25 protein-coding genes, 1 pseudogene and 1 riboswitch are annotated in these 26,031 nt (G+C 44.4%); of the genes and pseudogenes, 21 read left to right on the top strand and 5 right to left on the bottom strand.

Going from position 1 to position 26,031, the window contains the following annotated elements; genetic code table 11:
* Nucleotides 1-34: 34 nt before the first annotated feature.
* The 4 genes from PAENI_RS21910 (at nt 35) to PAENI_RS21925 (ending at nt 3,015) form a co-directional block, all read left to right on the top strand.
* On the top strand, nt 35-565 hold the full coding sequence (locus PAENI_RS21910; RefSeq protein WP_149646703.1) for a hypothetical protein: 531 nt from the start codon (nt 35-37) through the stop codon (nt 563-565).
* Between the two features lie 16 nt (nt 566-581).
* On the top strand, nt 582-1,229 hold the full coding sequence (locus PAENI_RS21915; protein ID WP_149646704.1) for a hypothetical protein: 648 nt from the start codon (nt 582-584) through the stop codon (nt 1,227-1,229).
* A gap of 100 nt (nt 1,230-1,329) precedes the next feature.
* Complete coding sequence (locus tag PAENI_RS21920; protein ID WP_149646705.1) at nt 1,330-2,442, top strand: DNA alkylation repair protein; 1,113 nt, start codon at nt 1,330-1,332, stop codon at nt 2,440-2,442.
* Entirely contained in the window at nt 2,443-3,015 is a 573-nt protein-coding gene (locus tag PAENI_RS21925) for a type 1 glutamine amidotransferase family protein (protein WP_149646706.1), read from the top strand.
* A 56-nt stretch (nt 3,016-3,071) separates the two neighbouring features.
* Here the strand turns inward: PAENI_RS21925 and PAENI_RS21930 are convergent, their stop codons facing one another.
* Complete coding sequence (locus PAENI_RS21930; RefSeq protein ID WP_042190616.1) at nt 3,072-3,644, bottom strand: hypothetical protein; 573 nt, start codon at nt 3,642-3,644, stop codon at nt 3,072-3,074.
* A 366-nt stretch (nt 3,645-4,010) separates the two neighbouring features.
* On the opposite strand from PAENI_RS21930, the gene rnhA reads away from it, so the two are divergent.
* Genes rnhA through PAENI_RS21945 form a run of 3 tightly spaced genes read left to right on the top strand, consistent with a single transcriptional unit; the run spans nt 4,011 to nt 5,822 of the window.
* Nucleotides 4,011-4,673, top strand: coding sequence for a ribonuclease H (rnhA, locus tag PAENI_RS21935; protein WP_076284676.1), 663 nt, complete (start codon nt 4,011-4,013; stop codon nt 4,671-4,673).
* Nucleotides 4,674-4,717: 44 nt separating this feature from the next.
* Complete coding sequence (gene ung / locus PAENI_RS21940) at nt 4,718-5,386, top strand: uracil-DNA glycosylase (protein ID WP_149646707.1); 669 nt, start codon at nt 4,718-4,720, stop codon at nt 5,384-5,386.
* Between the two features lie 31 nt (nt 5,387-5,417).
* A complete protein-coding gene (locus PAENI_RS21945) occupies nt 5,418-5,822 on the top strand; it encodes a hypothetical protein (protein WP_042190609.1) in 405 nt (134 codons plus the stop codon).
* A gap of 93 nt (nt 5,823-5,915) precedes the next feature.
* Here PAENI_RS21945 and PAENI_RS21950 read toward each other — a convergent pair whose 3' ends face one another.
* Together PAENI_RS21950 and PAENI_RS21955 are read right to left on the bottom strand one after the other, a co-directional pair.
* Nucleotides 5,916-7,025: an AI-2E family transporter gene (locus PAENI_RS21950; RefSeq protein ID WP_076300786.1), complete on the bottom strand. Its 1,110-nt coding sequence runs from the start codon at nt 7,023-7,025 to the stop codon at nt 5,916-5,918.
* A 206-nt stretch (nt 7,026-7,231) separates the two neighbouring features.
* Entirely contained in the window at nt 7,232-7,519 is a 288-nt protein-coding gene (locus PAENI_RS21955) for a hypothetical protein (protein ID WP_149646708.1), read from the bottom strand.
* 309 nt (nt 7,520-7,828) lie between these two features.
* Here PAENI_RS21955 and PAENI_RS32970 point away from each other — a divergent pair.
* From PAENI_RS32970 to PAENI_RS21980, 6 genes and pseudogenes are all read left to right on the top strand, one after another.
* A pseudogene (locus tag PAENI_RS32970) lies at nt 7,829-8,011 on the top strand (DeoR family transcriptional regulator); the annotation flags it as partial.
* Nucleotides 8,012-8,014: 3 nt separating this feature from the next.
* Nucleotides 8,015-8,602: a DeoR/GlpR family DNA-binding transcription regulator gene (locus PAENI_RS21960; RefSeq protein WP_410477490.1), complete on the top strand. Its 588-nt coding sequence runs from the start codon at nt 8,015-8,017 to the stop codon at nt 8,600-8,602.
* 146 nt (nt 8,603-8,748) lie between these two features.
* On the top strand, nt 8,749-9,660 hold the full coding sequence (pfkB, locus tag PAENI_RS21965; RefSeq protein ID WP_149646710.1) for a 1-phosphofructokinase: 912 nt from the start codon (nt 8,749-8,751) through the stop codon (nt 9,658-9,660).
* 38 nt (nt 9,661-9,698) lie between these two features.
* Complete coding sequence (locus PAENI_RS21970) at nt 9,699-11,627, top strand: PTS fructose transporter subunit IIABC (protein WP_076284670.1); 1,929 nt, start codon at nt 9,699-9,701, stop codon at nt 11,625-11,627.
* A gap of 274 nt (nt 11,628-11,901) precedes the next feature.
* Complete coding sequence (locus PAENI_RS21975; protein WP_149646711.1) at nt 11,902-12,402, top strand: Crp/Fnr family transcriptional regulator; 501 nt, start codon at nt 11,902-11,904, stop codon at nt 12,400-12,402.
* A 317-nt stretch (nt 12,403-12,719) separates the two neighbouring features.
* Complete coding sequence (locus PAENI_RS21980) at nt 12,720-13,391, top strand: YitT family protein (protein WP_076284668.1); 672 nt, start codon at nt 12,720-12,722, stop codon at nt 13,389-13,391.
* Between the two features lie 258 nt (nt 13,392-13,649).
* On the opposite strand, the gene trhO is transcribed toward PAENI_RS21980, so the two are convergent.
* Nucleotides 13,650-14,546: an oxygen-dependent tRNA uridine(34) hydroxylase TrhO gene (trhO, locus tag PAENI_RS21985; protein ID WP_076300830.1), complete on the bottom strand. Its 897-nt coding sequence runs from the start codon at nt 14,544-14,546 to the stop codon at nt 13,650-13,652.
* 482 nt (nt 14,547-15,028) lie between these two features.
* Between trhO and PAENI_RS21990 the strand changes: the two genes are divergently transcribed.
* Entirely contained in the window at nt 15,029-15,823 is a 795-nt protein-coding gene (locus PAENI_RS21990) for a TIGR00266 family protein (protein WP_042190589.1), read from the top strand.
* Nucleotides 15,824-16,218: 395 nt separating this feature from the next.
* Here the strand turns inward: PAENI_RS21990 and PAENI_RS21995 are convergent, their stop codons facing one another.
* Nucleotides 16,219-16,581: a hypothetical protein gene (locus PAENI_RS21995; RefSeq protein ID WP_149646712.1), complete on the bottom strand. Its 363-nt coding sequence runs from the start codon at nt 16,579-16,581 to the stop codon at nt 16,219-16,221.
* A gap of 470 nt (nt 16,582-17,051) precedes the next feature.
* Here PAENI_RS21995 and PAENI_RS22000 point away from each other — a divergent pair, with 470 nt between their 5' ends.
* The 7 genes from PAENI_RS22000 (at nt 17,052) to metE (ending at nt 25,900) form a co-directional block, all read left to right on the top strand.
* Entirely contained in the window at nt 17,052-17,753 is a 702-nt protein-coding gene (locus PAENI_RS22000) for a response regulator transcription factor (protein WP_149646713.1), read from the top strand.
* A complete protein-coding gene (locus PAENI_RS22005) occupies nt 17,750-18,748 on the top strand; it encodes a sensor histidine kinase (RefSeq protein WP_149646714.1) in 999 nt (332 codons plus the stop codon). Before PAENI_RS22000 ends, PAENI_RS22005 begins: the two co-directional genes overlap by 4 nt.
* An 85-nt stretch (nt 18,749-18,833) precedes the next feature.
* A complete protein-coding gene (locus PAENI_RS22010; protein ID WP_076300832.1) occupies nt 18,834-19,604 on the top strand; it encodes an ABC transporter ATP-binding protein in 771 nt (256 codons plus the stop codon).
* Nucleotides 19,579-21,528: an ABC transporter permease gene (locus tag PAENI_RS22015; protein ID WP_149646715.1), complete on the top strand. Its 1,950-nt coding sequence runs from the start codon at nt 19,579-19,581 to the stop codon at nt 21,526-21,528. Before PAENI_RS22010 ends, PAENI_RS22015 begins: the two co-directional genes overlap by 26 nt.
* A gap of 17 nt (nt 21,529-21,545) precedes the next feature.
* Nucleotides 21,546-22,169 (top strand): DedA family protein, encoded by a 624-nt coding sequence (locus PAENI_RS22020; protein ID WP_149646716.1) that lies wholly within the window; start codon nt 21,546-21,548, stop codon nt 22,167-22,169.
* A gap of 49 nt (nt 22,170-22,218) precedes the next feature.
* Nucleotides 22,219-23,079: an undecaprenyl-diphosphate phosphatase gene (locus PAENI_RS22025; RefSeq protein WP_042190575.1), complete on the top strand. Its 861-nt coding sequence runs from the start codon at nt 22,219-22,221 to the stop codon at nt 23,077-23,079.
* 160 nt (nt 23,080-23,239) lie between these two features.
* A riboswitch (cobalamin riboswitch) is annotated at nt 23,240-23,445 on the top strand.
* A gap of 133 nt (nt 23,446-23,578) precedes the next feature.
* Nucleotides 23,579-25,900, top strand: coding sequence for a 5-methyltetrahydropteroyltriglutamate--homocysteine S-methyltransferase (gene metE / locus PAENI_RS22030; RefSeq protein ID WP_149646717.1), 2,322 nt, complete (start codon nt 23,579-23,581; stop codon nt 25,898-25,900).
* Nucleotides 25,901-26,031 lie beyond the last annotated feature (131 nt).

Here is a 26,031-nt window from a genome sequence, read left to right on the forward strand (position 1 = left end):
GATATGATTTGTGTAGTGAAAGGATGATCGCCAAATGACAGAACAGCTACAAAGAGCCAAGGAGTTATACACACGATTCCTGGGTCATTTTTTAGATATGCATAAGGCAGGTTTGCTTAAGGAGTATAAGAGTTTTGAAATTCCTAGAGAACAAGAGATAGAATGGCTCAATGAAATGGCCTTGGCGTACGCCGAGCAGTTGTCAATCCGAGATTGGGATGCAATTACTGCACTAGATGCCTTATCGAGAAACTATCAAGACAGCTGGATTGTGGAGAAGGTATCTTCTTTTGCCTCGCGGAATATGATGAGTGCGGATAGTCTGGTTAGATTGATCTACGCAGAGAAACTGGTAGGGATTATTGGTTCTCATAAACAAGTGATCTCAAAAGAGCTGTTATTCGGGGCCTGTAAAGTTGCCGTGCAAATTCTCGAAAATGTAATTTCACAGCCGATGGTCATTGACCCTGGACATGAGCTTAAGGAGCTTGGCCTTAAAGATAAGAGAGCTTTGAACAGTCGTGCAGAGCAAAGCTTAGAACAGGTGAAGGTGCTAATTAATTAACCGTTGGAGGGGAAATATGAGATTACTCGTAGCGCAACCTAATCACGAACCACATTTGCAGCATTTGCTCAAAGAAATGAGCAGACAGGATTCTTTTGACGCGGTGTTGTATCCAGAAGGTTATGTAGCAGATGAAGCCAGTGTAAAGACCTTATGTGAAGTTGCCAAAACATATAAAAAGCTGATCATTACAGGATATAGGAACAGCAATAACAAGGATAGAGCGCTAATGATTCATCCTTCTGGGGACATCATTTTGGAACGAGCCAAATCGCCGATGGATGAACAGCTGTATCGCCCGTCAGTTGCGGAAGCGGATGGCCTCAGTATTGGTTATTTGCTGTGTGTTGAGCTTCTGCAAGGATGCGTTGGTTTGGAAGGACAGGCTAAGTCGTTAGATTTCATCGCACATCCGATTGGGGTAGGCATGTTCAGCGAAGAACAATTTGAATTATGGATCGAGGAAGCCACTAGGATTGCTGTGAAATATAACACGATGATTATTGGGACAAGCCATGCTGACGGATCTTACCGAAATTGTGGAATTTCGATTCCCATCTCATATTGGATCGACTCTACCGGACACCCTATTTATATTTCGCGTAATGATACGAGAAGTCGAATGATTAATCTCGATACTAGGCGGGTTAATGTTCTAGATTAGGGAATAGCCGAAGTTGACACACTGTTGTCAAATTGGGTGTGCTACGATTTCATAACAGATTAACTTCTGATGATTTATAGAAGAAAATGAGGGATACACAATGGCTGAACCTTTAAAAGCGATGTACAATGAACAATTTCTGCATGGTTTTGGCGAAAAGATTCGCAGTGTACATAGTGTTTTCGACACTGATGCATTTGTAATTTCGGCTATGGCGGAACCTTGGGATACGCTCGAACTGAAGGCAAGGATGCGGCGGATTACGGAGACACTGGGAAGTCATTTACAGCTTCCTTATGAGGAAGCGCTGGCGATTCTGTTCGCTATTACTGAGGATTGTGTGGGATTTCCATACTTGATCTTTCCAGATTTTGTAGAGGTATTTGGTCAAGGGGCTGAGCATTGGGAGCTGTCTATGCAGGCGCTGGAAAGGTTCACACCGAAGTCGTCAGCAGAATTTGCGGTTAGACCGTTTCTCTTGCGTGAACCGGAGCGGATGATGGAGCAAATGTTAGTATGGTCGAAGCACCCCGATGAGCATGTGCGCCGGTTAGCAAGTGAGGGGTGTCGTCCTCGTCTTCCATGGGGACAGGCTCTCCCCATGTTTAAGCTAGATCCAGCCCCTGTGCTACCTGTACTTGAGCAGCTTAAGGCGGATTCTTCCCTATATGTGCGCAAGAGCGTGGCTAACCATTTGAACGATATTGCGAAGGATCACCCGGAGGTGGTACTTGAGACAGCTCGCCGCTGGATAGGTATAGATCCCCTCACAGACTGGATTGTGCGGCATGGTTGTCGTTCTTTAATCCGAAAAGCTAATCCAGAGATTATGGCTTTATTCGGATATGCGGAGCAAGCAGACGAAGCAACACCACTCATAACGAGTGCTTCTATAACGATTGATCCTACCCTATTGCGAATTGGAGAAAACTCTGAATTACAATACAAACTTCAAGTTTGTGAAGGAACTCCTGCCCGTGTTCGAATAGAATATGGCATTTATTTCGTGAAGGCTACAGGTCGAACCTCTCGTAAATCTTTCTTACTATCGGATAAAACAGTACCTGGGGGTACAATTCTGACAGGCAAACGGACACATCGCTGGGCGGATTTAACCACTCGTCGTCATTATCCCGGGGAACATCGGATTGTACTGTTGGTTAACGGGCGGGAAGTTGCAGATACATTGTTGAAACTTGAGGGGGATCAGTAAATGAAAAAAGAAGTATTGATTTTTATTTCTAATGGATATGCAGATTGGGAAGCTGGCTATATAAGTGCTGAACTAAACAAGCCAGAAAGTGAATACAAAGTTAAGACAGTTTCTTTAAATAGCGACAATGTACAATCTATGGGCGGATTTACTGTTATTCCAGACTATACTATAGATAGTTTACCCGCCCAGTTTGAAATGTTAATTTTAATTGGGGGTACAGGCTGGAAAGATAATTCAGCGATTACTCCAGTGATTGAAAGTTGTATACAGAATAGAACTCCTATAGCGGCTATATGTGACGCATCAACCTTTTTGGCAGAACATGGCTATTTAGATGAGATTCCTCACACTGGAAATTCATTAGATTACTTAAAAGAGTTCGCTCCTAATTATAAAGGACACGCAAATTTTTTAGAAAAACAGACCGTTTCGAGTGACGATATCATTACTGCTAATGGTACGGCTTCTTTGGAATTTACAAGAGAAGTCTTGAAGAAGTTAAAAGTTATGCCATTAGAACAAATCGATGGATGGTATAACTTTTTCAAAAATGGGTTTTATCAAGAATAATGAAGTCATGAAAAAAGGTGTTCTCAGGTCTTATCGACTTGAGAGCACCTTTTTACTTATTTTTTCACTTCTGTAACACCCGTTACTTTTCCTTGATCCGAGGTATCGAAGGTGGATTGATACTTAGCATCTGCGAAGTAAACATTCCCTTCAACCGTTGCATTTACTAAACTGAAGCCATCTGCTTCGACGTATACATCACCAATAAATGTGCCGCCTTGAATACGGGCGTTTTTACTTTTGATCGTAAGTTTTGGTGCAGTTAGTTTATAGGAGTTAGTGATATTGTGCTCTGCATCTTGTGTGTAGAGAGCGATTTTTCGAGCAGGTTCATCTTTATTCGTGAATTGTCCGTCCAGCACGAGATCCTCGGTGAAGGTTAAGTCTTTCAGCGTAGCAGCAATCCAAGTACCGTCCGCACTGATTGCCTTTTTAAAGGCCTCTTCATTATCCACTACCGACGCTGAGGTTACAGCATCAGTGGTGTTATTAGTGTTGCCAGCGTTATTGGTGTTACCAGGTGTAGTAGTGGCGGTAGGGGTAACATTGGCATTGTTATTGGTTGAGTTTCCGCATCCGACCAACAGCACAATTGCAAATACTGCGGCTACGCTTGCTATCTTTCTCATCTGTATAACCTCCCTAAGTAATTGTACTGATATCCTTCGAGCTTAATATAGACTGATTAGTTAGTATTAATGTGGTGTATTTCATAAAATATAAGAAAGTATAAGTTTCACGCTATACATTATACTTATATTTCTCACACAAACGCTTACCGTCCTTGAGGTACGCTGAAGGCGTTTCTGCTTGTGGACACAATAATATTTACCGATCATTCTACAAATGGTAATATAGGCCTGGACATCTCTGGCGTATAGTATGACCTGGAAAATATGAATTATTCGAAGAAATTCACGAAAAATAACATTCTTCTTTTGATGAAGAAGCATTTTGGATTACAATAAGTTAAGGTGAAAAAAGGAGCTGTACCAATGGCTAAACAGAAATATTATGTAGTATGGGAAGGCAAGCAGCCGGGAGTCTATAGCACTTGGGCGGAATGCCAGGCGCAGACTGATCACTATACCGGTGCCAAATATAAATCGTATGAATCTAAAGCTGCGGCAGATGCGGCATACACAGCGGGCTGGAAAGGTAATTGGGGAACAGGGTCATCAGCATCCGGTGCGGCTAAGTCCAAGGGGACAAGTTCTTTTAAACGAAGCGCTACAGTGGAGACCTCAGCGGAGATCGATTACAACAGCATTTCTGTGGATGTTGGAACTCGTGGCAATCCGGGTCCAGTCGAATATAAGGGTGTGGATACGCAAACCGGAGATATTATCTTCTCTTGTGGGCCGATCAAGAAGGGCACTAATAATCTAGGTGAGTTTTTAGCGATTGTGCATGCCTTGGCGCTCCTGAAGAAAGAGGGAAGTAATAAGACAGTCTACAGCGACTCTGTGAATGCAATGAAGTGGGTAAAGCAGAAGAAAGTAGCGACAACCTTGCCACGCGATGCTTCAACAGAGGAAATATGGGTACTTATTGATCGGGCAGAACGTTGGTTGCAAACCAATACATATGACAATAAAGTGCTTAAGTGGCAGACTAAAGAGTGGGGCGAAATTAAAGCAGATTATGGTCGGAAATAGTTACAGTAAGGTTCTGGGTTTCGGCTAGAGGAGGAGAATTGGGGATGTTCAGCAACGATTGGGATGAGATATTACAAGATGAAATGCAAAAGCCCTATTTTCTGGAGCTGATGGCTAATCTGGAAAGTGAATATAAGGAACATACAGTCTATCCGCCAAAAGAATTACTGTTCACGGCGTTAAATCATACACCTTATAGTGAGACAAGGGTTGTTATTTTGGGACAGGACCCATACCATGGAGCGGGACAAGCACATGGTTTAAGCTTCTCGGTAAATCCGGGGGTGCGTATACCGCCTTCACTGCGTAATATTTATACGGAGCTATCGGAGGATATTGGTGTACCAATTCCAAACCACGGATCCTTACTGCGATGGGCAGAACAGGGAGTGCTTATGCTCAACTCGGTACTAACGGTACGTGAGGGAGAGCCGAATTCTCATAAAGGTCTAGGCTGGGAGACATTCACAGACACCATAATGAAGAAGTTAAATGAAAGAACTACGCCGATGGTGTTTATTTTATGGGGAAGTCATTCACAGAAAAAAGGTGCCTTCATAGACCAAAGTCGTCATGAGGTTATTCAGTCTCCACATCCGAGTCCGCTCTCGTCGTATCGTGGATTCTTTGGTAGCCGTCCTTTTTCGAAGGTCAATCAGTTTTTGGAGTCGAAGGGAATGAAAGGAATCGATTGGTTCATTTCGGACATATAACTAATGGGATGTTGGAAAGGGGGAGGGAGCAATGAAGCATTGGGTTGGTAAACCGGTTATCATGTACTGCGGGGACGAACCTTACACGATCATGAAAGGCATTCTTCGCAAATGGGATCTTTCCGCTTCTGTAGCGGTCATCGGTCATCAGGAAATTGCCGTGCCATTTCGGGATATTGTGGTCATCAAAGCTTTGGCTCCTAGAGAAAGAGCACTGCCTCCAGTCTTGCATTCTGTGGGTTATGTGATGAGGGAAAGGCAGCAATTTGATAATGCAGTATATTTTAAATCGGCTGTAAGTGTTTGGAAAGAAGATCGGCTGATTGCTCTGAATACGACCATCATTTCGCATACCAAAGGTTCAGTTACACTTCAGGATGGACAGAACCTTATGAAAGGCAATCACATATTTGTAGTTCGTTCTTTGCGAGGTTAATTTTAGTAATCCTATAAAGAAGCATGAAAAAGTACATCTCCAATTGGAGACGTACCTTTTTTTATTTATGGAACCTCATTCAGTTCGTAAGTGCTATAGATTCTCATGCTTGAGAGGCTCAGCCTCTTCCTCTCGATCTGCAACAATAATCTCATATACTCGTAAAAAAATAATTTTGGCAATCATATAGACGGGCAGCGCAATAAGCACACCAATAATACCGTAGAAATCCCCACCTATAAGAACAAGAAGGACCGTGGTCAGTGGATGCACATCTAATGATTTGCCGTAAATGATCGGTGAGAGTACATTATCTTGGATTTGCTGTGCAATGAATATGACGACCAGCGACCATATTGCCATCGTGGGTGATTCAATGAATCCAACAATAACTACTGGTACTCCCGCAAGGAAAGAACCCACATAAGGAATGAAATTGAGCGGTACTGAAATTACTGCGAGCAGCAGTGAATAAGGCAATCCGATGATAAGGAAACCGATATACAACATAATACCGAGTACGACGTTTAGCACCACACGTGTGACGATGAAACTGCTCAGTGCGCTGTCGATATCCCCGAACATTTCTTTGCCTTCTTTACGGTACTTTCTAGGGATTAAGCCCTGTAGTTTTGGTGACAGCTTATAGTCATCTTTTAGCATGTAATACAAAATGATGGGCAAGGTAGCGATTAGAATAACAATGCTGGAAACTACGCCGATCAAATTGGACATCGAATTGGTCACCCAAGTAATAGCCTCGCTAAGATATTCTGATATACGGGCAGCAACGTCGGAGTCCCCTTGGAAAAAGCGTGAGAGTGTCGGATTATCCCTCAAAGCATTGAACTGATCCTGTAATCCCTGAACAAGGTAAGGCGTGTTATCAATAAAGTTCTGAATTTGTTCTTGCAGTGTCGGCCAGACTAGAACCCAGAAGAGAATAAACAATCCGGCAAACAAGAAATAAATGAGCAGGATGGAGAATGCCCGGTTTAATTTTCTTTTCTCAAGAACTCTTACTAACGGTCGTAATAAGTAGTACATGAAACCTGATAGTACCATGGGAACGAGTAATAATCTGATAATGGCAGCCAGTGGTGCGAATAGAAACATTACTTTGGAGCCCAAGTACAAAATAAGTAAAAAAGCGATAATAGCAAGACTTGTCCGAAAATACTTCTGTTGTTGCAATAGGAACATCCCCCAAGTTCAAAATATAATCTATGTAGTTTAATAACCCTAATTCACATGACTTGATTCAAAAGAATGGATTACTCTCCTATAGGTAGTTCTTGGCATATCCGTGGAGGATGACCCTATGACTGAGGCTACGCCAAGTAAGTTGTTCACAACACATAACTTTAACATCATCATATAAATCGCTCATCGCTCGGGGGCTTTGTGGATCATCTTAACTTCCGTCTAGAAGGTTTCTTCGTGGAAAGGGTGAATATTTCTGGTACTTTAACCTCGCCTCCGGTTTCCTTCGTAACTTGTCTTGCCTTGACGAGAGATAAAAAAGCAAAAAATTCCCCTAAAGTGGCCAGTGCGGCAGCAATGATTTCATAATCTTCAGCACTTAATTCTGCTGCTTCCTCACTATTACCGTTCCCGTTGTTATTTCCATTACTATTTCCGTTACTCTTAGCATTGCTGTTACTACCCATTTTTTTGTTATTTCTTCCGTTGGCCATTTCTGATCACCCGCTTTTTCCTATATGTAGTATTAATATGTTTTAAACATCAGTGAGGAGATAGGCAATTGGTATGTAATTTTCTTATGGGCTTGTTTCACCTTGAGCAAAGCATGAAATCATTCCATTTATTACATTTTGCCGGAGTATCATTTTTAATGTTAAAGCGCTTTACAGATGATGAAAACGCTGTTAAAATCATAAACGAGCACAAATGATCAATAACAGTCATATATAATCAAATAATGGTCATGGATTTCCAAAGATAAGCGCATTTAATAAATGGGATAGCACTGTAACTTAAAGGAGCGAACCACGATGTTGTTTGAGGAAGAGAGAAAACAAAGAATCGTGCTTTTTGTGGAAAAGAATTCAAGAGCTTCGGTACAGGAGCTAAGTCAGGAACTGGGCGTGTCTGAGTCTACTGTGCGCCGTGACCTGAAAGAGCTTGAAGAAGCCAAGTTGCTGAAACGAACGCACGGCGGGGCAGTATCCCTGCAGAGTGTTAACTTTGAGGCGACTTATCCAGATAAGGAAGATCGATTATTGGATGAGAAGCAGAGGATAGCACGCAAGGCCGTAGAGATGATTCAGGAAGGCGATGCTATTCTGCTGGATGCTGGAACCACAACGCTACAGATTGCCAAAGAGCTGAGGGCTTTTTCTAATATCAAAGTCATTACGAATTCGATTATGGCGCTTAATGAACTGCGGGATTGTCGCAATATAGAAGTCTCGATTACAGGCGGAATGTTAAGGCCGGATACATTGGCTTTTGTAGGACCGATGACAGAGCGCTCTTTAGAGATGGTAAGAGTTGATAAAACCTTTCTTGCAACCAACGGATTAGACTTACGAGAAGGAATCACTACACCTAATATGCTTGAAGCAGCGACCAAACGTAAGATGATCTCGGTTGCGAAGCAAGTAATTCTTCTGGCTGATCATAGCAAGCTCGGTCAAGTATCCTTCTGTAAGGTTGCCGACGTGACGGAAATGGATCACTGCATTATTGATTCTGGTGCGTCTGAAAAGTTCATCCGTGAGATTACGCAAATGGGCGTAGATTTCTCGCTGGTATGACCTTAGGTGGAGGATGTTCTACGGTTAGAAAATGTCTTAATTTGAGTGGTATGGAATCATTGTAAGATCGTTTGGAGAAATTACATTTGCCGCATGTTTAGCCGGTAATCTATGGCTTAGAAAACCAAAATAATTGAGGGATAATTATGATCTATACAGTAACGCTTAATCCTTCCATCGATTACATCGTGGAAGTTGAAGATTTGAGACTAGGTGGCTTGAACCGGATGAAACGTGATTTGAAGCTTCCTGGAGGTAAAGGGATCAACGTATCACGCGTGTTAAATCAGCTTGAGGTTCAGAATAAAGCTATAGGCTTCCTTGGTGGATTCACTGGACGATATATTGAGGAATGGTTGCGGAAAGAGTCGATTTCAAGTGATTTCGTATTTGTTTCTGATGATACCCGAATTAATATCAAGCTTAAGCATGGAGAGGAAACGGAGATTAATGGTGCAGGGCCCATCATCCGAGATACGGAGGCAGAGGCATTATTACAGAAGATGGCTGTTCTGAATACAGGCGATGTTGTGATATTGTCCGGAAGTGTTCCTCCTTCACTGGGTGCTGATTTCTATGACAAGTTGATATCTGTATGCAAGCAAAGAGGGGCCGAATTTGTCATTGATACTACAGGTTCAGCGCTGAAAAAGGCACTCCCTCATCAGCCGTTGCTCGTTAAGCCTAATCATCATGAGCTTGCAGAGCTATTCGGCGTTACGATACAGACTAAGGAAGAAATTATTACTTATGGTCGCAAGCTGCTCGAAGCTGGCGCGAAGCATGTGTTAGTTTCAATGGCTGGTGAAGGTGCCTTGTTCATTACGGAACAGGGGGTATACCACGCCAATGCTCCAAAAGGAGCAGTAAAGAATTCTGTAGGCGCAGGCGATTCTATGATCGCTGGATTCGTCGGCACATTTTCTTTGACTGGAGATTTAATGGAAGCTTTCCGTGCGGGTGTTGCCTCAGGTAGCGCAACAGCTTTCTCTGATGACCTGGCAGATAGAGAATTCATTGAGCAGCTGAGACCGCTGATCAACATCTCAGAAGTGTAAGCTAACAGCATTCAAAGTACTCAAGGGAGTTGGAAGATATGAGAATTACGGATTTGATGATAAAAGATACAATGATTATGAATTTAAAAGCAACCACTAAAGAAGGTGCAATTGATGAATTGATTGCCAGTCTTGCCGCAAGTGGTCGTATCAATGATCCTGTTCTATTTAAAGAGATGATCCTGAAGCGTGAAGAGCAGTCCAGTACTGGGATTGGTGGCGGTATCGCAATGCCACACGCCAAGACTAAAGCGGTGAATGAAGCGACAGTTGTGTTTGCTAAGAGTGCGACGGGCGTCGAATTCGAATCGCTTGATGATGAGCCGGCTCGGATCTTCTTTATGATTGCCGCCCCAGAAGGAGCGGGCAACATGCATCTTCGTACATTGGCCTCGCTGTCCAGACTGTTGATCGATAGTGAATTCATTGAACAGCTGATGAATACCCGAACTCCAGATGAGGTATCCGCCTTGTTCGATGCGAAGCAGGCGGAAGGAGAAGCCAAGGAGAAAGAGAGCGAAGCTGCTGAAGCTGTCAAGAAGTCAGAACCTGAAAAGCTAATCGTCGGCAACCCAGATTCCCAAGCATTCGTCGTAGCTGTTACTGCTTGTCCTACAGGAATTGCGCATACCTTTATGGCTGAAGATGCGCTCAAGAAGAAGGCTCTGGAAATGGGAGTTAATATCCGTGTAGAGACAAATGGTTCAGAAGGTGCCAAAAATGTCTTAACACCCGATGAGATTCGGCGTGCAAGTGGTGTAATTGTGGCAGCAGATAAACAAGTGGAAATGGCTCGTTTTGATGGTAAGCCAGTACTGCAAAGACCGGTTAGTGACGGTATTCGCAAATCGGAAGAGCTCATTCGCAAAGCAATGAACGGCGATGCACCGATTTACCATAATGAAGGTCGTAGTGGTAATGAGGGAGAGTCGAAAGAGAAATCCGGCAGTATCGGCAGTAAAATATACAAGGACTTGATGAACGGTATCTCTCACATGCTGCCGTTTGTAGTCGGCGGTGGTATTCTGCTGGCGATCTCCTTCCTGATTGAACAAGTCGGTGGAGAGAATCACCCTCTATTCCAGCTGCTGCAGACGATTGGTGGCGGTGATGGTGCCTTCCATTTCCTAATTCCGGTTCTTGCTGGATTTATTGCGATTAGTATTGGTGACCGTCCAGCCCTGATGCCAGGTATGGTTGGCGGTTACATGGCCTTGAATTCCAACGCTGGATTCCTCGGCGGTCTGGCTGCAGGTTTCTTGGCTGGTTATGTTGTTATCGGTCTGCGCAAACTGTTTGCAGGTCTGCCAAAAACGCTCGACGGATTAAAGCCGATTCTGTTATATCCGGTATTTGGTCTATTGATAACCGGTGGATTGATGTATTACCTGTTCGATCCGATCTTTAGCTGGATGAACGTAGGACTCATTAATTGGCTTAACGATCTTGGAACCGTTAATGCAGTAATTCTGGGTCTCGTTCTCGGTGGAATGATGGCTATTGATATGGGAGGTCCTTTCAATAAAGCGGCCTACACTTTTGCCATCGGGGTATTCACTACCAGTGGAAATACTAACGGATTCATGATGGCGGCTGTAATGGCGGGCGGTATGGTTCCTCCACTTGCAATAGCGCTTGCTACTACTTTCTTTAAGAACAAATTTACAGAATCAGAACGTAAGTCAGGGTTAACAAACTATGTATTGGGCTTATCGTTTATTACAGAAGGGGCGATTCCATTCGCCGCTGCCGATCCACTGCGTGTCCTGACTTCTTGTATCCTAGGTTCAGCCGTAGCAGGTGGTCTCACTCAGTTTTGGAATATCAACGTTCCAGCACCGCATGGTGGGATCTTTGTAGCCGCGCTTTCGAGTCATGCGTTGTTGTTCCTATTGGCCGTTCTGATCGGATCTGTTATTTCCGGATTAATGCTCGGATTATGGAAGAAACCTCTTGAGGCAAAGTAATAAAATAAATAATTTGAACTGCTGGGTGCCAGACGCTTCTTCTGGTGCTCGGCAGTTTTTTGAAATATAAGAATTTTTAAGTTTACGTTAAAAACTATCCTTCTATTTTTCGCAGAAACGATCATCGTCCCTAAGAGGAAGCCAAAGGCGTTTCTTCTTACTTAAACTTTGACCACGTATGCCCCTCTACCCTTGCGAGAATAATCTCCTTCATTGAGGTTTATTTTTGTATAATTGAAAATATATATAACAAGAGGGCAAAGGAGCGAGCGAGATGATACTGCACAAGGGGGAAGTCTTGTTCCGTCAAGGGGACAGCTGCGAATTCTTATATAAGGTGAACAATGGGCTGTTCAAGGTAACAAGGCTTCATGAAAATGGGAACATGGTGTTATTCAACATCTTGTATCCTGGTGAGATGGTTCCCCATCATTCACTCATTTCGCCAAAGGAGGCGCATGGAACAGCGGTTGCGATGATGAAGAGCGAGGTAGAGGCAGTTCCTTCAGCGGAATGGTATCAACAGGTACGGGATGAGCCAGGTCGAGCGATGGAGATCGCTATCCTTCTTCAGGAGAAGGTAAGGTTTATGCAGACTCGGCTAGATCACCTTACTGTTGGAACACCCGCAGAACGTATGGAGCTCTTAACCCGTTGGTTCAATGACTACTCTCATGGCGCAGCGCTAACAGAGCTTTTGACACAGGAAGAAATTGGACAATTGATCGGTGTGAGACGCGAAACAGTCAATCGTTTGTTGCGTACCGTGGAGTGATTCCTGCCTATTTTTATAGCGAAGTGTTTAGAGTGGGGGATCTCCGTGGTATAATGTATTCAGAACTTATTAAATTACAGAAAGGATCAGGATACCATGTGTCCCCGAAGGACGATTCCCCAAAGGACGATTTGGAAACGTTATGATCTGTCTTATACTTAGCTTCCCTGTAGAAGGTGCGTGAACCGTTGTTACTCGACGAACCGCCTCTGCGAGGGGAAGGAGTATATATATGCGAAGGAGCAATACCTCCGGTTTTACCCGTCGTAGAGGTTGGTGGGACGTTTAGCCGCCATATACGATAAGGGGAGACCTGTATGAGGAACCACAATTACGGAGTGAATGTACTGCTCCGGTTGACAGTCATTTTGTTTGGAACATTTTTGCTTGCATTTGCTTATTATCACATCAATTTTCAGAACCATTTGTCTGAGGGCGGATTCGTAGGATTATCGCTACTCGGCAAATATGTATTAGGAATTTCACCTTCAATTTCAACTCTGCTTCTAGACGTTCCAGTACTCTTGATTGCATGGATGTTCAAAGGGAAAGCGTTCGTGTGCAACACCTTTGTTTCTGTAGGAGCTTTTACAATCTTTTACGGACTCATGGAACGTTATTCCGGTTTGGTCATCAACTTGCAGAGCAACTTGGCATTAGCAGCTCTTTTGTCTGGCGTACTGACAGGTTTAGGCGCGGGAATTATTCTGCGAAGCGGCGGCGCAAGTGGTGGAGACGATATTTTGTCGCTGCTGATCAGTGAATGGAAGGGAATTAAAGTAGGTACAGTATTCATCATGTTGGACGTAGTCGTTCTGGCATTATCACTCTTTTATATGCCTGTTAGAGAAACGATGTATACGGTGATGGCGGTAGTTGTAGCTGGTTATGTGATCACCTTTACAACCTCTTTAGGTAAACCAAAGTTAGTGAAGGCGCCAAAGATTCAGTCTACGCTGCGTAAGCCACATGATGGTACGGTAATATGAATAAGACTGTATAAACAGCTTATTTCGGGGATATACTATATTTAAGGTCAGCCAGAATTTCTGGTTGACTTTTTTTTGTTGTATAAGTGACGTGATTTAAAGGGTTGAAGATCTCAGGGGCGTTGCTTGGACGTTTCGCTCATAACAAAAGATGGCGTACAGTGAAAATCCTGTACGCCACCTTTTAGTTAATTTAAGACTCTCTTGTGCTCGTCTTTGAGTCGTGTAGAGACATTTGCGACCAGCTTGCCCTTTTATTTAGCCCACGGCATTCGTGATAGCTTCGCATTCGTCCGAGCAATGACCACTGTGCTGTGCTTCACAGTCCTCACAGCAAATATGCTGAAGGTGGCAAGCATCGTTGGCGCAGTTGATGAATTGGTCAGCTGGCTGACCGCAGTGATGGCAACGACCAACAATGATATCCTCGTCGGTATGATTAATCTGTACGGAGATCCGCTCATCGAAGACATAACATTTTCCGTCAAACAGTTGGCCCTGTACCTCAGGGTCTTTACCATAAGTCACAATGCCGCCATCCAGCTGGTACACCTGCTGGAAGCCTTCCTTCATCATAAACCCGCTTAATTTCTCGCAGCGGATTCCGCCTGTACAGTAGGTTAGGATTGGTTTATCTTTTAGCTCGCTCATATTCTCGCGAATCCAGTCCGGGAATTCTTTGAAGCTGTCTACTTCAGGGCGGATGGAACCGCGGAAATGACCAAGATCGAATTCGTAGCCGGTACGACCATCTAGAATTACCACATCATCGCGCTGCATCATTTCATAGAAATCTTTAGGCGCCAGATGCTCTCCGGTGATCACGTTAGGGTCCAGTTCATCCTCGACCCGGAAAGTCACGAGTTCCTTTTTATAACGAACGAAGATCTTTTTGAAGGCATGACCATCAGCCTCATCGATCTTGAAGACGATATCGCTAAACAGCGGATTTGCGCGCAAATCCTTCATGTATTGCTCGGTTTGGGCAATCGTACCGGACAGTGTCCCGTTAATGCCCTCATCTGAGATGAGAATTCGTCCCTTTACGTCAAGCTCTTTACAGTAAGCCAAATGCTCCTGAGCGAATTGTTCTGCATCCGGCACTTTTACAAATTTATAGTATAGCAGAATTGCATATTCCGATTGTGGTTTCATTCTTTTCACCTTTATCATTAGAATTAGACTACTAAATAAACGTTTAAGTATAAAAAGTATTGTAACATATTATCAAGACTTGAAAAAGATACTCTTGAATCGGTAATGGTTAAAACTTGGATATTAGTAAGAAAAACAGCGCAATGAATATGTCTGAACCAACATACCTATGGGGGATTAGTCTGCGAAGTGGCGGCGCGAGTGGAGGAGACGATATTTTGTCGCTGTTGATCAGTGGATGTAGGAGTCAAAGTAGGTACTGTGTTCATCCTGTTGGATGTAGTCGTTTTGTCGGCTGGGATAACCTGCATTTTTCGGGGATACTACGATTAAGGTCAGCCAGAATTTTGGTTGACTTTTTTGCTGGATATAGGCGAATAACATGGATAGTTATGATTGGCGAAACCGTGAATCACAACTTGCGTATTAATTTTCATTCGAAGAGTCACATGGTGACTTTAATAATAAGGAGGAACTGCGGGATGAGTGCTCACGAGATTGATTATGTCATTATGGGCGAGGAAATTCAGTGTGTGGAGGTGCAGCTTGACCCCGGAGAGAGTGTAATTGCCGAAGCTGGAAGCTTCATGATGATGGATCAGGAAATTACGATGGAGACGATCTTTGGTGATGGTAGTGGGGGGACGCGCGGAAGCGGACTGATGGGTAAGCTGATGGGTGCGGGCAAGCGTCTGTTGACAGGGGAAAGCTTGTTCATGACCGTATTCACACATAGCGGTTCTTATGGACGAAAAAGTGTCACCTTTGCTGCTCCATATCCAGGAAAAATCATCCCGCTCGATCTTCAGCAATATGCTGGAAAAGTGATCTGTCAAAAGGACTCATTCCTCTGTGCGGCGAAGGGAGTCTCGATCGGTATTGAATTTCAGCGCAAGCTGGGCACCGGTTTTTTTGGTGGAGAAGGCTTTATTATGCAAAAGCTGGAGGGCGACGGTCTTGCATTCGTACACTCTGGCGGCTACGTTATGGAACGCACACTACAGCCGGGAGAGACGCTCAAGCTGGACACAGGTTGTCTTGTCGCTATGACGTCTTCCGTGGATTATAATATTGAGTTTGTAAAAGGTGTCAAAACCGCGCTATTCGGTGGAGAGGGCCTGTTCTTCGCCACACTGCGCGGACCCGGCAAGGTGTGGGTGCAGTCACTGCCATTCAGCCGTATGGCTGACCGCATTCTGTCCGCAGCCGGTAACAGCGGACGCAAAGAAGAAGGCAGCGTACTTGGGGGACTCGGCAATCTGCTTGATGGGAGATAGGTTTGGGCGAGGTTGATGGGTAGAACATTCGAGGCACAGAATAAGCGGTTTTAGCGAGTGGCTTATTAGGGGGAGACAAGGACAGAAATACCCTTCTTGTGCGTGTTGGCCCGAATAGCGCGAAAGAGGGGTAAAAATACCCTAGATTTGTGGGAATTGGCCCAAATAGAGCGAAAGAGGGGCAAAAATGCCCTAGATTTCTGGGAAATGGCCCAAATGGAGCGAAAGAGGGGTAAAAATGCCCTGGATTTCTGGGAAATGGCCCGAATAGCGCGAAAGAGGGGTAAAAATGCCCTAGATTTCTGGGAAATAGCCCAAATGGAGCGAAAGAGGGGTAAAAATGCCCTAGATTTGTGGGAAATGGCCCAAGTGGAGCGAAGGGGGGCAAGAATGCCCTAGATTTGCACGGATTGAGCGAATTCAGCCAAAAGAACGGTATAAATCCCGTAGAATGGGCTGGATCGAGCGAATCCAGCCAAAAGAACGGTATAAATCCCGTAGAAATGACCGGATCGAGCGGGTCCAGCCAAAAGAACGGTATAAATCCCGTAGAATGGGACGGATCGAGCAGATTCAGCCAAAAGAACGGTATAAATCCCGTAGAATGGGCCGGATTGAGCGAATCCAGCCAAATGAACGGTATAAATCCCGTAGATATGGCCGGATCCAGTTCTAATTGCTTCAGCAAGATATTGGTTACTTATGTTCGATGTGATATCAACATTCGACGTTTGTATTATCGACTCTGTGATGTCCACCGCTACTGTATCTGCAACTAACTATATAGTGAGACCCGTGAATGATTATGCTCATTCACGGGTCTTTTTTTAGAGGTTGGGCTGGGATAGTTTAATTCATAACCATTAAATATATGCCTTGTGTTAGGTATGACGACCCGCCTAGCTTTACGCTCGACAATCTCCCTCGTTTTACGCATGACGATCTGCCTCACAATCCTCCTAACAATTTGACTAACCCTGTCCGCGATGTATATATTATTTGGCAAAGCCCTTATAAGAGGTTGTTCAAAAAGTCCGCTTTTGATCACGAAGTATTCCAAGAAGATTATTCGACATCGAAGATTGAATTCAGGCGAAACTTCCGGTGCTCACGTAGCTTCCACTACGCTCCGCTCCTCAGTTTCTACCTTCATCCAATCTTCTCGGTGCTGAAAACCGTACTTTTTGAACACGTACTATATTGTTAAGGCTGTGACCGGAGGCATGATATGTTCAAAATATTTATTATAGAAGATGACCGTGGACTGGTGGCTCTGCTGCAGGATTATTTACATAAGTTTGGATATGAAACACAGGCTGTGAATGATTTTGAGCGGGTTCGTGCTCAGTTTGAGACGTTCGCTCCGCACCTGGTTCTTTTAGATGTTAATTTGCCAAAATACGATGGGTATTACTGGTGCCGCCAGATTCGTGGGATTTCCACCTGCCCTATCCTTTTTATATCTGCCCGCGATGGCAAAATGGATCAAGTGATGGCGCTGGAGAACGGAGCCGACGATTATATTACGAAGCCCTTTGATTACGAAATTGCGATGGCCAAAATCAAAAGCCAGCTACGACGCGCCTACGGTACCTATGCGGGAAGCAACAATGAGCGTACCCTAACCGTTGCCGGAATGGCACTGGATGTGGAGCGACTAGTCCTTACTCGAGGAGAAGCCAAGGTGGATTTAAGTCACACGGAAGCCAAGATACTAGATGAGCTGATGCAAAAGTCGGGAACTATCGTTACCCGCGACAGATTGCTCGAAAAAATCTGGGATGATCAAGCCTTTGTGGATGAGAATACGCTTAATGTCTATGTCACCCGTGTACGTAAAAAGCTTGCCGCTCTTGAGATTACGGACGGTCTACAAACCGTTCGAGGTCAAGGCTACCGCTTGATTCCGAATTGGGGGGATGAGGATTGAAGCTATTTTTAAGGGAGCAGATCCCTTTAATTGTTGTCTATCTAGCACAGCTCATCTTGATCACACTAGTATATCGGCTGGATGGGGGCAGTGGTGTGAGTGTTAGTCTGTACGCTGCTCTTCTCAGCACTTGTCTGCTGCTTGGCTACCTCGCTTATCGGTATATCAGCAATCGTACGTTCTATGAACGACTGGAGACTGTACCCACCTCTCTAGATGAAGCTGGCGGTCCATCACAGGATTCTCCGCTTGCCGTGAGTTTACGAGGACTACTAGGGTCACAATTCCGCCTCTACAAAAATGATTTACACAGCTACCGCCACAAGCTGGAGGAACATATTCACTTTATTAATCAGTGGGTGCATGGAATGAAGACGCCATTGTCTGTCATCCATTTGATGATTCAAGATAAAGACGGACCGCCTTTTACGGCGATAGGTGATGAACTGGACCGTCTGAAAAAAGGACTGGACACTGTACTTTATACGGCTCGGCTAGATACTTTTGAGCATGATTTTTACGTGGAACGTTTGGATTTGGAAACCCTCGTACGTAGCGTGACCTCAGAGCAGAAGCGTCTGTTCATACGTAACCGTATATTTCCTACTATTAAAATAGATGAACGAATCTCTGTAACCACAGATGAGAAATGGCTAAGTTTTGTGCTTACGCAAATTATTACGAATGCAATACGTTATACGACGGAAGTCGGCAAACATGTATATTTCCATGGGTACATACAAGAAGAAAAGAGAGCAGTACTGGAGATACGAGATGAAGGGGTTGGCATTCCAGCAGGTGATCTGCCGCGTGTGTTTGATCCTTATTTTACAGGTGTGAATGGACGAACCTTTCAAGAATCCACGGGGATGGGTCTATATCTTGTGAAACAGATCTGCGGAAAACTTGGTCACGAGGTGAGCATTTGCTCAGAAGAAGGTAAGGGCACGACCGTGCGGATAGTGTTTAGAGAGTCCTACCTTACAAAAATGTAAGGTCATTGTAAGTTAGAGAAATGGCAGCCTGTGTATACACTTTGTATAATGAAGGCAATCCAGTCGAAAGAAGGAGAGGTAACACTTGCCCATTCTAGATGTTCATAATTTATCAAAAATATATGAGGGTAAAGTGTCCACTCAGGCATTGAATCATATCCGTTTTTCTGTTGAAAAAGGGGAGTTTGTTGGCATTATGGGACCTTCGGGGAGTGGGAAAACAACACTGCTCAACACGATCGCCACCATCGACCAGCCGACCTCCGGTCAGATTCTGATCAACGGCCGAGATCCCAATCTGCTTAGCAGAAAAGAAAAGGCACTCTTTCGCCGCCATGAGCTTGGTTTCGTCTTTCAGCATTTTAATCTGCTGGATACGCTCACTGTAGAGGAGAACATTGTGCTGCCTCTCACGCTTGCTGGTGTCCGTGTTACGGAAATGGAGAGCAGATTGAAAGAAGTAGCAAGTATGCTGGACATTGAGCATTTGCTGCAAAAAAGGACATACGAGATTTCAGGTGGACAGATGCAGCGGACCGCCATCGCCCGGGCGATGATTCATCGTCCTTCATTGATTTTAGCAGATGAGCCTACAGGGAATCTGGATTCCAAAGCTTCAGGTGAAGTCATGAATATGCTGACAGAGGTGAATCAGGAAGAAGGGGCAACCGTGCTGATGGTCACACATGACGCAGTGGCTGCGAGCTTTTGTAACCGAGTCATCTTTATTAAAGACGGACGTTTCTATAGTGAAATGTACAGGGGGAGCAGTAGAGGCGCCTTCTTCCAAAGTATCATTGATATGTTGTCTCTGCTTGGGGGAACTAGCCATGACCTTTCGGCAATTCGCTTATAGGAATGTTACACGTAACAAGCGTAAATATGCGGCTTATTTTGTCGTCAGTGCTTTTTCAGTGATGATCTTTTTTGTGTGCGCATTGTTTATTTACCATCCGGATATTTCTAAGAGCTTGGTTTATAGTACAGCTGCTCATACAATGATGGCGGCAGAAGCCATTATTTATGTGTTTTGCTCCTTGTTCGTTCTTGTATCGGTCGGATCATTCCTGCAGTCACGTAAGATGGAGTTTGGGATTTTATTGATGCATGGAATGACGAAGCGACAGCTGAACATGATGGTATTTTTGGAAAATATGATGATCGGCACCTCTGCCATCCTGACAGGTACTTTACTAGGGTTAATTCTGGGTAAGTTGTTTTTGATGATCGGATCTACTTTTCTAGGGATACCTCTTTTAACGTTTCATCTTCCATGGCAGGCGCTTGTACTAACGATATGTAGCTTTGCGCTGTTATTTATTCTAATCTCGCTAAGCACGTTCTTCTTTATTGGGAATGAATCACTGATGCGGCTGTTTCAGGGAGAACGAAAAGCAGAAGAGGAACCTAAAGTTTCCTTGGTGTTATCTTTACTGTCTGCTTTATTGCTGTTAACGGGCTATTTTATGGCAGCTACAGCACAAGCGGCTTCGGTTGAAAAGGTGATGTTCCCCGTCGTTATAATTACGGTTGCGGGTACCTATCTTTTTTATACTCAGCTCAGTATTTACACTGTTAAACTACTTAAGACGATCCGGCGCCTGTATTGGAACCACACGAATATCATTACTTTATCGGGCTTGTCTTACCGCTGGAAAGAGAATGCCCGAATGTTTTTTATGGTGACGATTGTATCTGCAGTATCTTTTACTTCAGTGGGAGTATTCGCATCGATCCATACGCTTTCCAGAGAGTTGAAATTGGACTATCCCGCAGCAGTTGGTTATGTAGCCAAAGGCAATCAATTGCAGGATCCTTTTGATCAGCATTTGGACGAAATTAAGGAAGAGCTTACAACGCTCGGTTTACCCTATGAGACACTTAGTATTCCGATTAAATATGCAGAGGTGGAATCTCAGACCGGGCCAGATCGTACGTTAAAGCTTCCCTTGATTGCTTACAGTGATTATAAGCTTGCTCTGCTTCGTGCAGGGTTTACGACGGATGAGCAGCCTCTAAGTGGAGATGAAGGATTGGTGATGATCGGTTCGCAACGAGACCGGAGTCTGCAAGCGGGTAGAGTAAAGCCGATATACACCTTGAAGCAAGGTCTTTCCATTCGAGAAATGGGTTATACCCAGCAAGTTCCGATTGCCGAATATCTATTGCCGGAGCTGGATGGAAGGGATGGGGGAGATTTCAGTGGTGTTGTGATTAGCGATGAGCTTTACAAGGCTATTCATCCCGTACAGACCGATTTGTATACAGGATTTTACATGGATGACTTCCCGCGAACAGTAGGTATAGCGGCGGATCTTGCTCATAAAGGGAAACGGTCCTATGAAAGTAACTCGCCATACGCGATTGTTGTTAGTGGCACGCTGTTTGAAATACAGAGAACATTGTACAACACAATGCTATTCGCTTCTTTACTGGTGGGTACTGTCTTTTTCATTGCAGCAGGCAGCTTCCTATACTTCCGGCTGTATACAGATCTAGATCATGATCGCCATCAATATTCTACATTGTCCAAAATGGGACTTACAGATCAAGAGCTAAACCGAATTGTAACGATACAATTGTCGTTGTTGTTTTTTGTTCCGGTTGGGGTAGCCATTTTGCATAGTGTGTTTGCCTTTATTGCGCTTCAGCGGTTGTTTTACTTATCTATTGCTGTGGAGACCGGGGCGGTGTTATTGGGATATTTGGCTGTCCAGGGACTTTACTTCTTTTTTATTCGCAGCCGTTATTTACGCAACTTGAAGAAGAACTTGATCTGAATAATGGGGGTTACGAAATGCAAGCATGGATTACAGATTTTATGGAGCAGTTTGGTTACTTTGGTATTTTCCTGATGCTCGCTTTTGAAAATATATTTCCACCGATTCCTTCCGAAGTGATCCTTCCTTTTGGCGGATTCATGACAACCACAACGAATTTGACCATTCCTGGTGTAATTATTGCTGCTACGCTTGGCTCACTGCTGGGTGCAGTAATTCTCTATTATATCGGTCGTTTGTTGGATGTAAATCGCTTGGAAAAGATCATTGAACGCTGGGGCGGCCTACTCCGGATTAGCAAAAAGGACATCCACAAGGCTGACGCTTGGTTTGACAAATATGGATATTGGACCGTATTATTTTGTCGGATGGTTCCACTAGTGCGTAGTTTGATTTCGATCCCTGCAGGGATGTCGGGCATGAAATTTGGAGTGTTTATGATCTTCACAACGATTGGTACGCTGGGATGGAATCTATTGCTGGTGCTTATTGGTGCGGCATTGGGTGAGTCGTGGGAAGACATCGCCATGTATATGGATATGTACTCCAACGTGGTGTACGTGCTTCTTGTAGGTGGAGTAGTGATCCTTGGGTATTTGTTCTTCCGCAAGCGCAGCCGGAAAATGAACACCGAAGGTTGAGCCGAGAAGGACTTATAGATAAAAGTTATGATTAAAAGGAGGAGAACAAATGGAGCTATTAACGATTATTAAAGCTATTATTTTGGGAATTGTTGAAGGATTGACTGAATTTGCTCCGGTATCCTCCACAGGTCATATGATTATTGTTGATGATATGTGGTTAAAATCGACAGAGTTATTTGGGCAATATACGGCCAATACGTTCAAAGTGGTTATACAGCTGGGGTCAATATTAGCAGTTGTAGTTATTTTTAGAAATAGGTTCATTGAATTGCTGGGCTTAAAGCGCTTCAGCCGCAAGCAGTTGGATCCTGTAACCGAGCAACAACCACAGCTTGAAAAAGGCGGCCACCTTAAGCTTACACAGGTGCTTGTAGGTTTAGTGCCAGCAGGCGTGCTGGGGGTTCTGTTTAATGATTATATTGACGAGCATTTATTCTCTACATCCACCGTGTTAATCGGTCTAGTAGTCGGTGCTGTATTAATGATTATTGCGGATCTATTCGGACCAAAGAAGATTCAAACGGAGAGTGTCGATCAGATTACATATAAGCAGGCGCTAGGTGTTGGTCTAGTTCAGTGCTTCTCCTTGTGGCCTGGATTTTCTCGTTCCGGGTCGACGATTTCTGGTGGTGTTCTTCTGGGTATGAGTCATCGCGCTGCTGCTGATTTCACGTTTATTATGGCTGTTCCAATCATGGCAGGCGCCAGTTTACTTTCACTGATGAAGAACTGGCAATATTTCACCATCGATGCCCTGCCGTTCTTCATTGCAGGCTTTATCAGTGCCTTTGTATTTGCACTATTATCGATGCGTTTCTTCTTGAAATTGATCAACCGGATTAAGCTTTTACCATTTGCTATATATCGCATAGTACTTGCTGCAGTAGTATATTTCGTGTTTTTCTAAATCCGTTATAAGGAATCGATATAACAAAAGCCCCCGTAATCTATTGCAGATGACGGGGGCTTTCACGTATGATGACATCAGATTTAAGACACTCACTTTATCCTTATAATTCTCGCATAAACGCTTACCGTCCTTAAAAGGACGCTGAAGGCGTTATAGCTTGACAATATCGGAGACAGGTGCTTGCCGGAAATTAGTAATTCGGTAGGCTTAATAGGGAAATTCGGTTTGAAGCCGATGCGGTCCCGCCACTGTAACGGAAGAGTCCATAGCAACATATGTCACTGGCAATTTACTACTGCTGGGAAGACTGCTAAGGATGTTGACACCGCTAGCCAGGAGACCTGCCTGTTTCAACAGCACTGCTTCACCTACGGAGGATAGGAAGGTGTTAGACGTTAACCATAGGTATATTATGGGCGTCTTTCCCTTTGACTTTTTTAGGGAAGGGCGCTCTTTTTTATAGGAATGCAAGTGATATCGAGTCCAAAATAAGAAGATGGAGAAGGGGAGCTGCAAAGTGACGAACAAAGTAAAAGTAAGCAATCTTGGCTATCCAAGAATCGGAAAAAACCGCGAGTGGAAGAAAACGTTGGAAGCCTTCTGGGCGGGAAAAATAAATGAGGAAGCGTTCCGTACTGAAATGACAGGAATTCAGCTTCAGCATTTGAAGACTCAGCAGGAGGCAGGAATTGATTTAATTCCGGTAAATGATTTTACGTTCTACGATCATGTGCTAGATACAGCTGTAATGTTCGGGATCGTACCTCCACGTTATGCGTATGATGGTGGCGATATTGGGCTTGATCTTTATTTTGCGATGGCTAGAGGAAATGCTGAGGCTACCGCTTGCGAGATGACTAAATGGTTCAATACGAACTATCATTACATCGTTCCAGAGATCGGTGCACAAACGCCGCGTCTGACCGAGAATAAACCACTGGCTGCTTATCGTTTTGCCAAGTCCCAAGCGGGAATTGAGGGTAAACCTGTGGTTTTAGGCCTTTATACATTCCTTAAGTTGTCAAAAGGTTTTGCATCTGCGGATATTGCGAAGATTGCTGCTCGGTTTCTTCCGGTTTACGTTCAGCTGTTGCAGGAACTGAAGCAAGAAGGAGTAAGCTGGGTACAAATTGATGAACCAGCGATTGTTACAGGAATTAATGAATCAGAATTATCCTTACTTAACTCGATTTACACAGAAATTGCTGAATCCGTGCCTGGATTAAATATTATTCTGCAGACTTACTTTGAAGCTGCTGAACCGCTGGAGGCACTGTTCAAGCTTCCGGTACAAGGTTTAGGTCTCGATTTTGTCCATGATGGCGGGACGAACCTGGCATCGATTGAACGTCTTGGCTGGCCTGAGGATAAGTGGCTGGGAGCGGGTATTATTGACGGACGCAACATCTGGCGCTCGGATCTGGATGCTAAGCTGCAGCTGATCGAGAAGCTGAGTGTACATGTACCGCTTGATCGTCTTATTCTACAGCCTTCTTGCAGTTTGCTGCATGTTCCGGTTACTGTTCAGGGTGAGGTGAAGCTGAAGGCCACCGTCAAGGCTGCTTTAGCTTTTGCTGATGAGAAGCTTAGAGAGCTTGGCCTGCTTGCTGCAGCCTTAGAGGGTACAGCAGAAGCTGCTGCTGCGTTGACAGCCAGTCGCGAAGCCCTTACGGCCTTCCGTGCACTTCCTGAACGCGGTCGTAAGGATGTGGCTGAGCAAGTTTTCGGACTTACAGATTTACCAGACCAACGTAGCCTACCTTTTGCTGAGCGCCTGAAGGTGCAGCAGGAGAAGTGGCAGCTGCCACTTCTGCCAACGACAACAATCGGAAGCTTTCCACAGACCGTAGAAGTGCGCCAGGCAAGGTTGAAATGGCGTAAAGGCGTATGGAATCAAGAGCGTTACGACGGGTTCGTTCGTGAGCAGATTGCAGATGCAATCACTTTCCAAGAAAAGCTGGGTCTGGATGTACTCGTGCACGGTGAGTTCGAAAGAACCGATATGGTGGAGTTTTTCGGGGAGAAGTTGGATGGTTACTTATTTACTAGTAATGGCTGGGTTCAATCCTACGGATCACGCTGCGTTAAGCCCCCAGTTATTTATGCGGATATAGCTTTTATCCAGCCTATGACTGTAAAAGAAAGCGTCTATGCTCAGTCGTTAACTTCCCTTCCTGTTAAAGGTATGTTGACTGGTCCTGTTACGATTCTCAATTGGTCTTTCGTACGTGATGATCTTAGTCGGGAAGCAGTAGCGAATCAAATTGCCTTAGCGCTCCGTCATGAAGTTAAAGCTTTGGAGGATGCAGGCATAGAGATGATTCAAGTAGATGAACCGGCTATCCGTGAAGGACTCCCTTTGAAGGCGGAAGATCATGAGACATACTTGAATTGGGCGGTGAAGTCGTTCCGTATCGCGACGAATCATGTGAAGGCTACGACACAAATTCATACCCACATGTGCTATAGCGAATTTAATGACATGATAGACTCCATTTCAGCGATGGATGCGGATGTTATCTCTATTGAGACTTCACGTAGCCACGGGGAACTGATCGTTAGCTTTGAGGAGCAGGAGTATGATAAAGGAATTGGTCTTGGTGTATATGATATCCATAGTCCACGGGTTCCTGCAGTAGAAGAGATGACAGCTAATATTGATCGTGCGCTGCGGGTGCTTGATCCTAAACAGTTCTGGATTAATCCGGATTGCGGTCTTAAGACACGTGGCTGGCAGGAGACGGAAGATGCACTTCGTAACATGGTAAAGGCTGCCGCTATTGCAAGAGAAAATGCAGGAGTTAGTGCTTCCAAATAACATAAGAGGTATACAATAAATCATAGCCGGGGAATTTCTCCCTGGCTTTTTATTTCAGCCACTTGATAATAATTCTCATTCTTGATAGAATGAGAAAAGAAAAGAAGGAACCGTGGAGGGTCCCTTCAAAT

The organism is Paenibacillus sp. B2(2019) (assembly GCF_008370385.1).
Taxonomy (GTDB): Bacteria; Bacillota; Bacilli; order Paenibacillales; family Paenibacillaceae; genus Paenibacillus_AQ.

Coding starts and splice junctions, on each gene's coding strand:
- PAENI_RS21910 (WP_149646703.1), top strand. CDS start 35: ATGACAGAACAGCTACAAAGAGCCAAGGAGTTATACACACGATTCCTG.
- PAENI_RS21915 (WP_149646704.1), top strand. CDS start 582: ATGAGATTACTCGTAGCGCAACCTAATCACGAACCACATTTGCAGCAT.
- PAENI_RS21920 (WP_149646705.1), top strand. CDS start 1,330: ATGGCTGAACCTTTAAAAGCGATGTACAATGAACAATTTCTGCATGGT.
- PAENI_RS21925 (WP_149646706.1), top strand. CDS start 2,443: ATGAAAAAAGAAGTATTGATTTTTATTTCTAATGGATATGCAGATTGG.
- PAENI_RS21930 (WP_042190616.1), bottom strand. CDS start 3,644: ATGAGAAAGATAGCAAGCGTAGCCGCAGTATTTGCAATTGTGCTGTTG.
- rnhA (WP_076284676.1), top strand. CDS start 4,011: ATGGCTAAACAGAAATATTATGTAGTATGGGAAGGCAAGCAGCCGGGA.
- ung (WP_149646707.1), top strand. CDS start 4,718: ATGTTCAGCAACGATTGGGATGAGATATTACAAGATGAAATGCAAAAG.
- PAENI_RS21945 (WP_042190609.1), top strand. CDS start 5,418: ATGAAGCATTGGGTTGGTAAACCGGTTATCATGTACTGCGGGGACGAA.
- PAENI_RS21950 (WP_076300786.1), bottom strand. CDS start 7,025: ATGTTCCTATTGCAACAACAGAAGTATTTTCGGACAAGTCTTGCTATT.
- PAENI_RS21955 (WP_149646708.1), bottom strand. CDS start 7,519: ATGGCCAACGGAAGAAATAACAAAAAAATGGGTAGTAACAGCAATGCT.
- pfkB (WP_149646710.1), top strand. CDS start 8,749: ATGATCTATACAGTAACGCTTAATCCTTCCATCGATTACATCGTGGAA.
- PAENI_RS21970 (WP_076284670.1), top strand. CDS start 9,699: ATGAGAATTACGGATTTGATGATAAAAGATACAATGATTATGAATTTA.
- PAENI_RS21975 (WP_149646711.1), top strand. CDS start 11,902: ATGATACTGCACAAGGGGGAAGTCTTGTTCCGTCAAGGGGACAGCTGC.
- PAENI_RS21980 (WP_076284668.1), top strand. CDS start 12,720: ATGAGGAACCACAATTACGGAGTGAATGTACTGCTCCGGTTGACAGTC.
- trhO (WP_076300830.1), bottom strand. CDS start 14,546: ATGAAACCACAATCGGAATATGCAATTCTGCTATACTATAAATTTGTA.
- PAENI_RS21990 (WP_042190589.1), top strand. CDS start 15,029: ATGAGTGCTCACGAGATTGATTATGTCATTATGGGCGAGGAAATTCAG.
- PAENI_RS22000 (WP_149646713.1), top strand. CDS start 17,052: ATGTTCAAAATATTTATTATAGAAGATGACCGTGGACTGGTGGCTCTG.
- PAENI_RS22015 (WP_149646715.1), top strand. CDS start 19,579: ATGACCTTTCGGCAATTCGCTTATAGGAATGTTACACGTAACAAGCGT.
- PAENI_RS22020 (WP_149646716.1), top strand. CDS start 21,546: ATGCAAGCATGGATTACAGATTTTATGGAGCAGTTTGGTTACTTTGGT.
- PAENI_RS22025 (WP_042190575.1), top strand. CDS start 22,219: ATGGAGCTATTAACGATTATTAAAGCTATTATTTTGGGAATTGTTGAA.
- metE (WP_149646717.1), top strand. CDS start 23,579: ATGGAGAAGGGGAGCTGCAAAGTGACGAACAAAGTAAAAGTAAGCAAT.